This window comes from Paraburkholderia kirstenboschensis, from assembly GCF_032806925.1.
GTDB classification, from domain to species: domain Bacteria; phylum Pseudomonadota; class Gammaproteobacteria; order Burkholderiales; family Burkholderiaceae; genus Paraburkholderia; species Paraburkholderia kirstenboschensis.
In genome coordinates, this window is the sequence record NZ_CP136511.1 from 1,358,629 (window position 1) to 1,371,481 (window position 12,853).

Consider the following 12,853-nt stretch of genomic DNA (forward strand, 5'->3'; position numbering starts at 1 on the left):
GCGCGCCAGTCCGGCAGCCCCGAGACCTGCCGCGACAAGTCCCGCGCGGCGACAATGAGCGGCCGATCGGTCAGTCAAGCCAGTTCGGCAGCTTGCGCCGCGATCTCGATGCGCCGCGGCGCGTGCGCATCGGGTGGATTGACCGCAAGCTCGTCCGCGTACCGGTTGAGTTCGGCGCATGCCTGTTCCTGGGCCGCGCGCACTGTGCCGATCGTGTGCGGGCTCGACGATCCCGCTTGCGCCGCGAGGGTGTTGTGCAACGCATCGCCAGCGAGCATGATTTCGCGCCCCTGCGCAAGGACGGTTTGCGCGCGCAGTGTCACCTGGTCCTGCTCGCTTTCCTGCCAGCCAGGTTCGAGCGCGACGCGCGACAGCGTCGCTTGGCAATCGGCCAGCACGGCCCACGCCTGTAACTGCCGCTGCGCATAAGGCAACTCGTCCCGATGGTCAACGCCAGCTTCGGGGGCACGCAACAGTGCGGCAATGGCGCGCAGCATCGTGGCGAGCTTCTGCCGCAGCACGTCGCCCTCGCCTTCGCGCCAGAACGACATCTGTACGAAGGTCGCCACGCCGACTCCCAGCAGAATGCCGACCAGCCGGTCGCGGATTTCAGTCAGATTCGTGCTTGGGCTGAACTGATCCAGCAAGGCAAGCGAGTAGGTGAACATCAGCTGCAGGCCGGCATAGCCGATCCTCTCCGAACCCGCCGATATCCACGCCCCGAGCGCGACGACAGGCACCGACATCAACAGCAGGCCGACGATGTCGTCGAGATGCGGAACGATGAACACAACCATGAACAGCGCCAGCGCGCTGCCGATGGCGGCGCCGGCCAGCCGCAGCAATGCGCGCTGCATCGACGCGCCGAGGCTCGGCAGCGCGACGATCAGGCAGGTCAGCATGATCGTGTGGACGCCCTGCCAGTCCACGGCGTTGTAGAACACGTAGCAGACGAGAACGGCAAGCAGCGTCTTCAGAGAAAAGCGCATGTACGCAGGATTGGTCCACGCGTCTGCCGCGACCATTGGCTCGCCCGCTGGCGGCTTGCCGGGGTCGGCACCGCTTGCGACCCGATCGGCGAATGCATGCAGCGCCCGTTGCAATTCGCCTGCAGCAGGAATCGTGTCGGCGGCAGCGCGCTCTTCAGGTGTTGCCGTGCTCACGTAGCGATACGGCTCGTCTGACATCACCGCTTCATCGAGCGCGCGGCAATTCACGCGCAACTCGCGCAACATCGCCAGCAGCGCTGCCGTCGCACTGGGCCAATCAGGCGGCAGTTCACTCGCGCCGCGATATAGGCGCGACACGGTTGCGACGCACGCCAGCTGCAACGCCTGATTCTCGCGATAGTGGGCGTCGCGCATCGTGGTGAATCGCAGCAGCTTTTGCAGCGTCAGCGCGCCTTGCTGGACTGCCGCCAGCGTGATCGGCGCGGCGCTCGTAGTGCCGTCGATCAGTTGCGCCAAGCGCGTTTCCAGCGCCGCTAGTTGCAGATGGATTTCCGCCTTGAGTTGCAATTGAGGTTCAGCCGGCAGCAGCAACGTGTTAACCACGAGTGCCAGTGCGATCGGATAATTGACAGCGACCCACACCCACAACACTGCGCGGATCAGGAGATCTGCCTGATCGGTCTGGTCTACGAGGCTCTGTACGTAGACCACGATGATCGCTACGATGAAGAGCACGATGCCGATCCTGAGCACCCGGAGCAGGTACGCGCTGCCGATGAACAGCAGGCTCGCGATGACGATGCGCAGCAACGGGTAGTCGAAGGTGTACTTCAGCTGCAGAATCGACAGACCGATTGCAAGCGTCGACCCGACGATGAACATCATGCTGACCAGCCGCGTGACCACTATGTCCGACTGCGTGACGTAAAAGACCACCAGCAGTGAGAGCGCGAGTTCCGGCACTTCGAGCGTCATCGACGCGACGATCACGATCGCCCTTGTCAGCATGCTACGCAACATCACGTTGAGCCGCTCAGGAAATGGCGCAAGCTCGCGTTTCAGGAAATCGACTGCATCGCGCAGCGTGACGGGCAGGTAGTCGGCGATGATCATGGACTCCTCAATGAGGCTTCCCGTCGTTGCCGCGCGCCGCGGTGTAGAACGGCCACCGCCGATGTGCCGACGCGAAACAGTTCCGGGTTCGGATTGTCGATGCGGATCTTCACCGGGAAGCGCTGCGACACGTGCACCCAGTTAAGCGTGCGTTGGATGTGCGGCAAGCCACCCGGCATTGCCAGGCCGCCTTCATCGGGCGCGACGCCGTAGCTGCTCGAATCGACGGTGCCCTGGAAACGCTGGCCGGTATCGCTCATCAGGTACACCGTGGCGGGGGTTCCCGTACGGACGCCCTTGAGTTCGGTCTCGCGAAAGTTCGCAACCACATACCAGTGGCGCGTGTCGATCAGGGTGAAGACCGTTTTGAGCGCCGTGGCAAACTGGCCTGTCGACGTTTTCAATGACACGATGCGTCTGTCGAACGGTGCGCGCACCGTCGCATACTCCAGATTCAGTTCGGCAGTCGCAATCTCCGCCATGACGACGGCACGTTGCGCGACCAGCGCATCGACACCGCTCACCGCCGCTGCCGCCTGCTGCGCCTGCAGCTGCGCAGCGCTGAGTTCGGCTTGCGTCGCGCGTTGCGCGGTGCGTGCACGGTCGACGTCTTCCGCCGACACATAGCCATGTGACAGCAGCGGCTCCATACGAGCCAGCGTGTCGGACGCCTGACCGGCAGCGGCACGCGCGCGCTCGACGGCCGCACGCACCGACTCCGCGTTGTACTGCTGAGCGTTAACCGTCCGCTGCGTCAGCTCAATCTGATGGTCGAGCGCGACGACGGATGCCTTGCCTCGCGCCAGCGCATCCTGATACGGACGTGGATCAATACGGAACAGCAGATCGCCCTGCTTGACCGCCTGGTTGTCGCGCACGGCCAGTTCGACAATCCGGCCGTTGACCTCCGGCACGACGTCGATCGTATCCGCGTAGACGCAGGCGTCGTCGGTGCGAGGCGCCGTGTCCAGCAGCCGGATGACAAAAAGACAGCAGCAACAGCGTCACCACGACCAGGATGATGGCCGGCCATTTGGTCTTCGATGTCCTTCTGGCAGTCGTTGCCATTACATCCACCTGAGGAGATTCAAATCTGGAACAGCATCAACCAGACAGCGAGTGCGAAGAAAGCGACGAATGCGGGATACACCAAAGCTGGAGGCTCCAGCAGATGATCGACGTGAAGCCGCTTGAGAATCAGATAGATGACGACCGTGAGTGCAACGCCCGCGACGACGCAGAACAGCCAGTCCGGAAAGTACGCACCGAGAACGCTAGCCGACGGCGCGTACGCGCAGCCCGACATCAGAACCGCCGCGATCACGGCTAAGCCGATTGCATGATTGCGGCATCTGCCTCTTGCAGGTGGCATGAGTCGCTTCAACGTTTTTCGTAATGTTTGAATCAATTCCACACCTTGCAGATACGCCAATGCGTTTTCCCTGACACTGATACGTTTTGGATGACGAAGGAAACGACTTCATCAGCCACGCCTTTCCTGTAGCTGTCAGATGAGACTTCACAATAACGCTGATGGACAATTTCCGCATTCCATATTCATGTAGTAGCGGCTCTCAGGTCCGCGACCTATCATCAAGCAAATGTCGAGCGTTTGCGCTAATCCGCCATGTCACATCGATTGCGGGCGGCATCGTTTCAGTTCAATCGCCGGAACTCCCGCTTACCAATGAGAATCGAGGAACCGCGTTATGCAACCTCCCTTCGAACCAGACAGCAAGGCGCAGTCAGCGACCGCTCCCGTCACGAGCGAAGTCAAAATACGGCGGCCCACCGTGCCCAATCGCGCTAGCCCAACGCACAGCGAACGCTATTTTTCGAAATGCGTCATTCGAGTTCTGGAGCGCAATGGGCGCACCTCGGCAACGGTTGCGTGGAGCGATTCGACCTCCTGCTGTTACGGCGAGCAGCACTGGCGGCGCTGCATTGCGAGGAAAGCCGGGATTTGCGCGCTGAGTGGCCAAAGCATTGCAAAGGGCGATGCCGTATTTCGACCCAAGCCTGTTCAACCCCTACCACGAAACTTCGAGGCGATGATTCTGGCCACGGTCATGGAAGCTATAGCTTTGGAGGAAGGCGTCTGACGGTTCAAATCCGTTTTTTGGCTGGGCCGCCCCCGATTCTGGAAGCTCGCCGCACCGAACGAGCGCCTTTGATCAGCGCAGACACAGCGCCTCCTACAGGATTTACGAATCTCTTAGCGATAAGCAACCGCCCGAATTCGTCCGCGCACGGTCATTGATTTGTGCGGACTGATCACAGGAGTATGCCGAGATGAAACTCGACGCAACTACATTCCGGCAACTGCGTCTTCTTGTCCCCGTACTGGACGACGTACTCAGCGCTGGCGAAGTTGAGTATTCACATCAGGCCGTGAATCTGGCTGTACTTGCGGCCTTGTGTGCGCAGCTATCCCAGGCATACGAGTTCCACCACCCGGTCGGAATGGAGCCGGCACACGTCGACGTGAAATAGATTGACCATCGATTGCAATCCGCAGACGGCGGAAAACACCGACGGCAGTACAAGCGACAGGTAATGAGGTGATTCCGGGCGGACTAACCATCAACACAATCAAGTGATTGTGTCCAACAGATCCAACAATGCGTCCCCGTCGATTGGCTTTCTGAAGAAACCCAGCGCTCCTCTCTGCAAATAATAGTCTTCCGTATACTCGCTCGGTTTGCCTGTGATAATGATGACTGGCGTGGCCGCGTCCGAATCAACCGTTCTATTTAGCACCTGAATGCCGTCAATGGGCCGCATTCCCAGGTCGGTGATAATACAGACCAGATCCGAGTAGTCGTCGGAAAAAAATCCGATGCTGATTCATAGGACCGTGTTCCATAACCACCAGAGGCCAGCAGGTTCGCAAGAGATGTCAGAACCCGCCGGTCATCGTCAATCACGGCAACGGTTCGAACCCGAGGCGTGGCCATGTTTTTCTCCGGGTTATCGAGTCCAACAAAGATTCGTTGTTAGCGTCAAACATCGAACGTTGCCGTCGACGGTGTTTCGAGTTGCAGTTTGCTCGCCTGCCTGACCAGTGTGGCAAATGAATTCGCTCGCATTTTTCTCATTATGTGGCCGCGATGTACCTGCACAGTGTATTCGGTGATGCCAAGTACTGCCGCCGCCTGCTTGTTGAGCAGACCGCTTGCAAGTAACGGCAAAAGCTCCTGCTCACGAGGCGTTAGCGATTCGTACAGAGCGTGGAGCGCCGCGATCTCTCTCGTCTCCTTTCGAAGTCGATCTGGTTGAACTGTCCGGCGGCAGCTACGAAGCGCCAGCCATGCAGGGGAAGCCCGTGACGGTCGCACGCTGGCGCGCGAAGCCTGTTTCGTGGAGTTCGCACGCGACATCCGGAAGGTGGCAGAGATGCCGGTCATGGTCACGGGAGGGATCCGTCGTCGGCAGGTCGCTGAACAGGTAGTCCAGAGCGGTGTGGACATGGTCGGACGGGGCACCGCTCTCGCGATCGAACCAAACTTGCCGCGGGTTTGGCAAGGAGGAAAAGACATTGCTCCTGAACTTTCTCCGATCACCTGGAAGAACAAGACGCTGGCTTCGCTGGCGAACATGGCCACCGTCAAGTTCCAGCTGCGCAAGCTAAGCCTTGGCATGAAAACCGATCCGAAGGTGTCGCCGCTGCGCGCGTTGATTCTGCAGCAAACAACCGATGCGTGCCGAACTCGCAAGTACAGACGCCTTATGGCACAACGGGTACCGTGACCGAGGCTGACTGGACCAACTCATATCTGCGACTGTGGGGTGGCCTTGTGGGAATTGTACTTGCAGTGCTCTTCCCTACTGGCCGCTAACCATCCGCTATCAGACTCTCGGATGATGCTGCGAAGAAAGAGATGAATTGCCGTTCTTGGACGCACTGAGTCCAATGACTATGCGATAGCGATCGGGATGCGTGTGCGCGATCTACGGAGCGAGCTGCCAGCGCAGGATAGGATGCGTCGCGCCGGCGGGCATCGCCCATACGCCATTCGGCCCGAAATCATAGGCCGCGCTGAAGCTGGACGGCGTGCTCATCTGCGCAGTCGTCAGGCCCTGCGCCGTATTGACCGTCCCGCCATTGGGACCGCTGGCCACGGCGATGTTGGTACCCCTCGTTTGGGTATCCCACACCGTGTCGCGTCCAGGATCGCCAGGCTCGAGGATCTGCGCCGCGATGCCGCCTTTGCCGTAGTGCGGCGCCGGCGCCTGCAGATGACCGGTCGCGAAAGACCGTTCGATATCGCTGAAGAGGGTTAAATTGACGAGTCCGCCGACATTGCCTTGCTGCGAAGTGACGGCGCCCGTCGCATAGGACTCGGAGATCAATCCTTCTGCCAGGCCGACCAGACCGCCCGCGTGCAGGTCGAGTCCCGCTCCCGGAAGGTCGATCGTGCCGCTGCTGTGATCCGACGCAACGATACCGTCGTTGATGCCGGCCAGCATGCCGAAGCTGCCAAGCGACGCCGGGCCCGCAATCGTCCCCTGCACGTTCAGGTTGCGTACGATGCCCGTCGCGCCGATTTCAGAAAACAGACCGCCCGGTGGCGATAGGCGTGGGTTTTGGCAACATCACTGCAATGCCCGCATCCGCGCACTCCTTGATCTGAGGCCCACTGTAGTCGCCACGATCCGCGACCGCCCGCAGTCTGATCTTACCCATGGCATCGCGCGCAGCTTTAGGCATCGGGCTAAGTTGCGCCCGGTCGCTGCCAGACTTTGTGACCTCGTGAACCACGACGAGATGGTGTTTGGCGTCTACTGCCACCTGTACGTTGTAGCCCACCATGCCTGATCCTCTTCCGCTCGTCGCCATGGAGCGGGCATCAGGATCAGTCGTCGAGAGCTGGCCGTCAGGCTCCGTTTTGAGTTGTTCCTTGACCTGCTCAAGTTTGCGCATCTGCTCACGCAAGCAAGCGATCCTGTCCTGCAGCCGCGTTGTCTTTGCTTCGAGTTCAGCGGGCTGCGTACAAATCATCGAGGCACTCTGGAAGCAGCGTCACCTGCTTGCGATCTTCACCTTCTATGAATCGCTTTGTCCGGTCACCCATGCTGAATGAGTTAATCCAGTTCAGGCGATCAGCGCGTTTTCACACAAGCTCGACCCGCTGCTGCCGTTGGGTATTCTCTCGCCGAATGACTGATCATCGTCGAATTCCGGCTGTTGGAATCAAGGTGCTGATCCGCTCGACCAGCGCCTTCCCCATGGGCGTTGCAAAGTCGCGCGTCGCTATGGATGTGCTGCGACGACGGGACAACTGTACTTCGCCTTACCGCGCAACGACGAACGATGCGTGCATGCCCATCTCATAGTGCCCCGGACGGTTGCAAATCAGCACGTAGCGTCCTGGCGCAAGCTTCAATGACAGGCGCCTGGTCGAACCCTGCGCCAAGTCTTCCACCTCGCCAATTTTCTTGAACCGGCTTTCCGTAACCCGGCCTTTGTGGACGGGCAGATGCGCGTCGTCCATGTCTGTCCTCAGCACCACGAACTCATGTTCGGTATTGCCGTTCGCTGCGTTGTTCACCTCGAACGTGACGCGTCCGGCCTTCGCTGTGCCAGGATCGAGTTGAATCGTCTGGTCCGTTAGCTTGACATGGACCGTTTCGTCCGCATGACCGCTCAGCGGCACAAAGCCGAGCGCAATCGCCGCCAGCACGCACGCAGTATGGTTTCTGTCGATCATAATATTTCTCCTCGAAAGGACCGCGTCGCCGCAAGACGCGTTGAACCACGGTGCCGGGTTCGCCGGCCCCGAGGGCTAGTGAAGCAGCTGTTCTCTCGATGACCGTTGCGCGTCAGCAGACCCGTTCGCCAATATGGATGATTAGGGACCCTCGTCATCGTCGTGGCCACTGGTGACCACTGTTCGCGGCGCACATCGCTTCGCCTTCAGGCAATCGTGCAAGCGGGCTTGCATGCATTGCGCGCGTGAATTCATCGCGGATGAAAGACCGCGCTCGCCAGAGCAGGCGAACCTCGGTAATAGAACGTGAATGGGCCTCGAAATATTCCGTCCGATGTCGCGTGGTGAGCCGCTTTCCGGAACGCCATGCTGGAGAGCACAAACGATTCGAGCGATTCGAATGGGTTCCCGGTTCACCGACGTGCTACCTCGCTCGCCAACGCGCTACCTTCCGGTCGCGCCCCGCGGCCGCAACTCGACGTGGCGAAGCCCGCGGCGGGGAATCTCTCCGACGCTCGACGTCAGCCCTGGATCTCGCGTCTGGAACCCGTAAGGGTGGCTACCAGCAGCCTGTCGGACTTCAGCGCCAGCCAGGCAATGGCCTCAATGTTGGGCATATTTCGCGAGCTACAGAACAATCAGCGAGTTGCGCATCCCGTTTTTTAAATCGTCGCGGGCGAATGTCGGTGTATATACTGAAACGACGCACAGCCATGCGAAAACTGGTTGCGCAGTTCTAGTGCCCGCGGGCCTGAGCGCGAGCATCGCGGCCGCTACTCTTATTGGACTACGATCCAATACCGCAGTTGGCGGTTGCGCCGGTTGTCAGCGTCGCGTAAGCCTTGAGGTACCGTACCATGGAGGCAGGGATGCAGAGCGAACAGGTGTACTGGGTTTTCACCGTTACCGTCGATCAGATGGACAAGTTCACGCCGCTGATACCAAAGCTTGTGGCCGCGACAGAGAAGGAGCCGGGCGCGCTGCAATTCGAGTTCAACATCTCGGACGACCAGAAGACGGTTGACATCTTCGAACGCTACTCGGATTCGAAAGCGGCGCTGTCCCACCAAGCGGAAAGCTTCGTCCCATTGTCGGAGGAGTTCTTCGCTGTGGCCAAGCTCACTCGCTGGGTGATCTATGGCACGCCCTCGGACGAGTTCAAGAAGGCGAACGCCGACTTCCACCCGATCTATATGACGCGATCCGATGGTTTTGTCAGGTGACGGGTCGGCTCCTGGGGTTAAAGTCGCGAGTTTGGTAGCGGACATCGAACTGGCCCGTGCTACGTTCGGCGCGCAGCGGTAACAATATCCCTTTGGGGTCTCGGCCGTGCATACTTGCAACAGTCAACCGCGGACTAACCAGCTCACCCGTTCAGATTCGCCAACCTACCACCCGTACTTAAGCTCAATGCCGGCATAGTCAGCGTTGCGCCCACCCGCCTGACGGATCGAGTTCCCCACCTGGAAGTGCACGGCTTCGATCGCACCAATGAGGTTCGCCGCAATCGTCCAGTCCGCGCGGAACTGCACATACATCCCTGTCCACCGGCTGCCTCTGCCCGCCGTGCCCGGTACAGCCTGATTCGCCTGCAGATACACGGCGTCGCCGGTCGTCTCGCGCCACTGGAAGCCGAGCGCGCCGAGTAGCGCGAGATTGGCCGTCGGCTTGAGCGTGATGGATGGTTTGATATGAATGAGGTTCGAATAGCCCGTATAGCCCGCGAGCGTGAAGTAGTAGCCGTTCGGAAACAGCGTGTTGAAGGTCTCGATTCTGCCGTCGTGCGGGTGCCGGTCGCCTGAAGCCGCGTCGACCTGCACAGCAACTTGCGGCGACCAGGGCATGTCGAGCTTGTAGCCCGCGATCGAGCCCATCGCCCACGCGAGTATCGTGCTGTTGCCGACCGTTCCAGTCTGCAGCATCCCTTCGACATCCCAATTGAAACGACCGCGTGTGCCGGAGTAGCGCAAATCCCAGACATCGCGGCGCTCGGCGCCGCTTGCATCCAGGTACCGCGCGTTGCTGCGGTTATAGCGCGACCAGTAGCCGGACAGATCGCCCGGCCCTACCGACTGACGCTCGAAACGCACGCCGCTGAACGTAAGGTCGCGATTCGATACGTCGTCGAACACGGTTGCGTCGCGGTTCTGCACGGGTTGCGTCGCGTAGGTGATAAAGCGCCACTTCTGGAATTCGTAGTCAGCCCAGACCGCGTCGTACGCCTGGCGCACGTTCGGGCCATCGCGCACGGAAATGAAACGCTGCAGGTCGAATGCCATCTCCTGGCGGCCGACACGAAACTTGAAGGTGCCACCGCCGAGCGCGCCAGTGTAGGTGACAAACGCCTGTTCGAGGTCGAGCGGGTTCTTGTCAACCGGGGTGACCACGTTCTTGCCCCACACGCGTGCATCCTCGATCTGCACGAAGAACTGCCAGTGCTCGCCGAGATGCGCATCGGCATGGACCTCGACGCGCTGGATCAGATACGTATCCGACTGCGTGCCGATGCCGAACAGCGGTGCGTTATTGCTTTCGACGCGCTCGCGCATATTCACGCCGAGCGACAGATACGATGCCGGGTCGCCGCCGAGCGGAATGTACTTGAGGCCGTCGAGCGGTTCGCGCGGCACGCACGGATTCGCGAGCACCGACCAGTCTTCCTGCCAGCGGTTGAACATGACGACGGGCCGCTTTGCATGGCAGGCGCCTGCCAATGTGCTGCCGCTCGCAGGCGCTACCGTATCGGCGGCATCCGCCGCGAGGCTCGTCCCGGTTGCGGGTTGCGCGACCGTATCCGCTAAAGCCGCGTCTGCACCCGTCAGCAACAGACCCGCGAAGGCCATGACACTGGCGGCCTTTTCGAATCGACGCTCGCGCATTGCAGTCGACACCATGCTTCCCCTCGCCATTGTCCGGGTGGGCTTATATTCGCCCGCCGGTCGGCGCGGCGGGCGAAATCGAGGCCATTCTCGCTGTCCTGCAACATCACGCGTGCCCTGGCGTGGCCGCGCGCTCGTGTTTTCCAGTGGTCAATGCGAGCGCCACCAGCGCGCACGCCGGCGCAAGCAGCGCCCAGAATCCTGTGTAGCGGTAGCCCAATGCACCGGCCGCCGCCCCGATCGCGAAAGCAACGATGGCCGGCATCATCGTCGCGAATCGGGCGCGCGCCGTTGCGCGAACGCTCTCGGCCGTGTCCGCCGACAGCATGTCGACTACGTCCAGGATCGCTTGCGTGACGTTGCCCGTCATCACGGTATTGGGCACGCCGGGGCGCCTGATGAGCTTCGGATGCGCGTTCTGCACGCCCATCGCGAACGCGCCGATGACACCGGCAACCGTCACTGAGAGGCTTTCAGGCTGGCTGACTGGCGTCGCCCAGACGCCGGCGAGACAGTAGCCGAACATGAGCACGGCCTGCACGGCATGGAGCAGTCGCGCGCCCTGGCACGCATGCTTTTCTGACAACGAACGCACGAGCAAAGCGCTGACGACCACTCCACCGATGAACGCGGGAAACACGATCAGCTTCAGGAGCACGCCGCGGCCGAAGCCCGCCATGCCGGCGCCGATCAGCACGAAGTTGCCCGTCACGTGCGCGGTGAACAGCCCGAACAGCGCGACGAAACTCAGTGTATCGACGAAGCCGGCGATCGCGGCGAGGATCGTGTCTTCGGACTTCATTGCGCCGATTTCGCGTGAATCTCGGCGATATAGCCACCCGGGAACTGGACGATCGCGGCGTCGCGCCCTTGCGAAGTAAACGGCGGCACGAGCACCTTCACGCTCGCCGCTTTCGCCTTCTCCAGCGTCGCGGCGAGATTCGGCACTTCGTAGCCCGTCACTTCCCGCCCGAACGGATAGGGCAGACGGCCGTCGGTCACGAGCACGGTCATCTTGCCGAAGCCCGTTTCGATACGAACGCGGCGATACGTGTCGTTCGGCCGCCCGATCTCGATACCGGGCGCATTGGCCACATCGGACACCACCCGGCCGTGCGAGAACTTTACGAAAGCGTGAACCAGCTTGCGCATGTTTTGCGGCGACACATAGACACGGTTCTCGGGAATGGTCTGCAGCGCATCGTAGTGCGGCGCCTGGGTATGCCAGTAGAGCTGCATCTTGAGGCCGCCTGGCCACGAGATGATGGCGTCGCGACCGATCGGATCGGGGAACGTATCGACGATCACGTCCGCGCCGAGCGCGCGCGCGGACTTCATCGCCGCGTCCATGTCGGTCACGAGGTAGCCCGTGCGCTCCTCGCCGAAAGGATACGGAATGGGCGTCTTGAAGGCGAACACGGAGATCGTGCCCGAGGGCGTAAACACGAGCTGCGACATCGTCTGGCTCGGCGTTGGCGTGACCTGGAATACGCCCTGCTTCGACTTGCTGCCGCCAAACGTCGCAACGAAGCTATCGGTGAAGCGATCGAAATCTTCCTCCGCAACATATACGTGCGTCGTATCGTACTGCGGACCGACGCTGACGTACGGCGGCAACACGGCCGGTCTGGGTGGCGTCGCGAACGCAACCGGCGCGGCGACAAGACCGCCCGCGATCAGCACCGCGAGCAACGCAGAGCGAATCGTTTTCATGACGGAATTTCCTTGTTGTTTCATCGTTCTGCCTGATCATCAGAGGCGGCTGCCGCGGGCCGCACCTTTCGTATCGCCGAGCATGGTCGCGAGCACAAGCGCCGCGATCAGTCCCAGATGCTCGAAGAAACTGTTGAGCGCCATGAAGCGCGCGGCGCCGGTCTGGTTCCAGAAGTCGTTGGCGACCAGCATGGCGACGACAGTCAGTACGCCGAGGCCGCCTGCGCCAATCCACGTGAAGCGGCGAAATACGACGCATAGCGATCCGCCGATCTCGACCGCGACCGCCAGCGCCGCCCAGAGCGCGGGCGGGTGCAAGCCGAAATGCGCCTGCTCCGCGATTGCGCTGTCGAAATGCAGCGCCTTGTTGAAGCCGCCGATCAGCCAGGCTGATACGAGCGCGAGGCGAACGAGCGGCCCGACCCATGGCTGCGCAAGCAGCGCGCTGACCCATGCCGGGTTGCTGCGGCCGGACCATGCCGTCATG

General features: G+C 61.1%; 13 protein-coding genes and 3 pseudogenes. 4 read left to right on the top strand and 12 right to left on the bottom strand.

Translation table 11 applies throughout. From position 1 onward, the window contains the following. Positions 1-74 precede the first annotated feature (74 nt). The 3 genes and pseudogenes from RW095_RS06645 to RW095_RS06655 all read right to left on the bottom strand — a co-directional run bounded on the left by RW095_RS06645 (position 75) and on the right by RW095_RS06655 (position 3,435). On the bottom strand, positions 75-2,063 hold the full coding sequence (locus tag RW095_RS06645; protein WP_317015270.1) for an FUSC family protein: 1,989 nt from the start codon (positions 2,061-2,063) through the stop codon (positions 75-77). Positions 2,064-2,070: 7 nt separating this feature from the next. Beyond that, positions 2,071-3,131, bottom strand: a pseudogene (mdtN, locus tag RW095_RS06650) (multidrug transporter subunit MdtN). 19 nt (positions 3,132-3,150) lie between these two features. Continuing rightward, on the bottom strand, positions 3,151-3,435 hold the full coding sequence (locus RW095_RS06655; RefSeq protein WP_317015271.1) for a YtcA family lipoprotein: 285 nt from the start codon (positions 3,433-3,435) through the stop codon (positions 3,151-3,153). A 337-nt stretch (positions 3,436-3,772) separates the two neighbouring features. On the opposite strand from RW095_RS06655, the gene RW095_RS06660 reads away from it, so the two are divergent. Both RW095_RS06660 and RW095_RS06665 read left to right on the top strand, forming a co-directional pair. Then, on the top strand, positions 3,773-4,165 hold the full coding sequence (locus RW095_RS06660) for a DUF3331 domain-containing protein (RefSeq protein WP_317015272.1): 393 nt from the start codon (positions 3,773-3,775) through the stop codon (positions 4,163-4,165). A gap of 190 nt (positions 4,166-4,355) precedes the next feature. Next, positions 4,356-4,556, top strand: a complete 201-nt coding sequence (locus RW095_RS06665; RefSeq protein ID WP_317015274.1) for a hypothetical protein — start codon at positions 4,356-4,358, stop codon at positions 4,554-4,556. 99 nt (positions 4,557-4,655) lie between these two features. On the opposite strand, the gene RW095_RS06670 is transcribed toward RW095_RS06665, so the two are convergent. Together RW095_RS06670 and RW095_RS06675 are read right to left on the bottom strand one after the other, a co-directional pair. Then, positions 4,656-4,847, bottom strand: a complete 192-nt coding sequence (locus RW095_RS06670; RefSeq protein WP_317015276.1) for a response regulator — start codon at positions 4,845-4,847, stop codon at positions 4,656-4,658. Between the two features lie 218 nt (positions 4,848-5,065). Next, positions 5,066-5,371 carry a LuxR C-terminal-related transcriptional regulator gene (locus RW095_RS06675; protein ID WP_317016777.1) on the bottom strand — a complete coding sequence of 102 codons (306 nt, stop codon included), beginning with the start codon at positions 5,369-5,371 and terminating at the stop codon, positions 5,066-5,068. Here RW095_RS06675 and RW095_RS06680 point away from each other — a divergent pair. Further along, positions 5,311-5,813: pseudogene (locus RW095_RS06680) on the top strand (2,4-dienoyl-CoA reductase); the annotation flags it as partial. The gene RW095_RS06675 and the pseudogene RW095_RS06680 sit on opposite strands and share 61 nt — an antisense overlap. Positions 5,814-6,014: 201 nt before the next feature. Here the strand turns inward: RW095_RS06680 and RW095_RS06685 are convergent. The 3 genes and pseudogenes from RW095_RS06685 to RW095_RS06695 form a co-directional block, all read right to left on the bottom strand. Next, positions 6,015-6,533, bottom strand: a complete 519-nt coding sequence (locus tag RW095_RS06685) for a GLUG motif-containing protein (RefSeq protein ID WP_317015277.1) — start codon at positions 6,531-6,533, stop codon at positions 6,015-6,017. Positions 6,534-6,645: 112 nt separating this feature from the next. Continuing rightward, positions 6,646-7,056 (bottom strand): annotated as a pseudogene (locus RW095_RS06690) (IS5/IS1182 family transposase); the annotation flags it as partial. A gap of 301 nt (positions 7,057-7,357) precedes the next feature. Next, positions 7,358-7,774: a cupredoxin domain-containing protein gene (locus tag RW095_RS06695; RefSeq protein ID WP_317015279.1), complete on the bottom strand. Its 417-nt coding sequence runs from the start codon at positions 7,772-7,774 to the stop codon at positions 7,358-7,360. Between the two features lie 869 nt (positions 7,775-8,643). On the opposite strand from RW095_RS06695, the gene RW095_RS06700 reads away from it, so the two are divergent. Continuing rightward, entirely contained in the window at positions 8,644-8,997 is a 354-nt protein-coding gene (locus RW095_RS06700; protein ID WP_317015280.1) for a putative quinol monooxygenase, read from the top strand. Between the two features lie 165 nt (positions 8,998-9,162). Here the strand turns inward: RW095_RS06700 and RW095_RS06705 are convergent, their stop codons facing one another. From RW095_RS06705 to RW095_RS06720, 4 genes are all read right to left on the bottom strand, one after another. After that, a complete protein-coding gene (locus RW095_RS06705; RefSeq protein WP_317015282.1) occupies positions 9,163-10,668 on the bottom strand; it encodes an alginate export family protein in 1,506 nt (501 codons plus the stop codon). Positions 10,669-10,759: 91 nt separating this feature from the next. Then, entirely contained in the window at positions 10,760-11,455 is a 696-nt protein-coding gene (locus RW095_RS06710) for a YoaK family protein (protein WP_317015283.1), read from the bottom strand. Further along, complete coding sequence (locus RW095_RS06715; RefSeq protein WP_317015284.1) at positions 11,452-12,366, bottom strand: glyoxalase; 915 nt, start codon at positions 12,364-12,366, stop codon at positions 11,452-11,454. Before RW095_RS06715 ends, RW095_RS06710 begins: the two co-directional genes overlap by 4 nt. A 39-nt stretch (positions 12,367-12,405) precedes the next feature. Next, entirely contained in the window at positions 12,406-12,852 is a 447-nt protein-coding gene (locus tag RW095_RS06720) for a DoxX family protein (RefSeq protein WP_317015285.1), read from the bottom strand. Position 12,853: the final 1 nt, after the last annotated feature.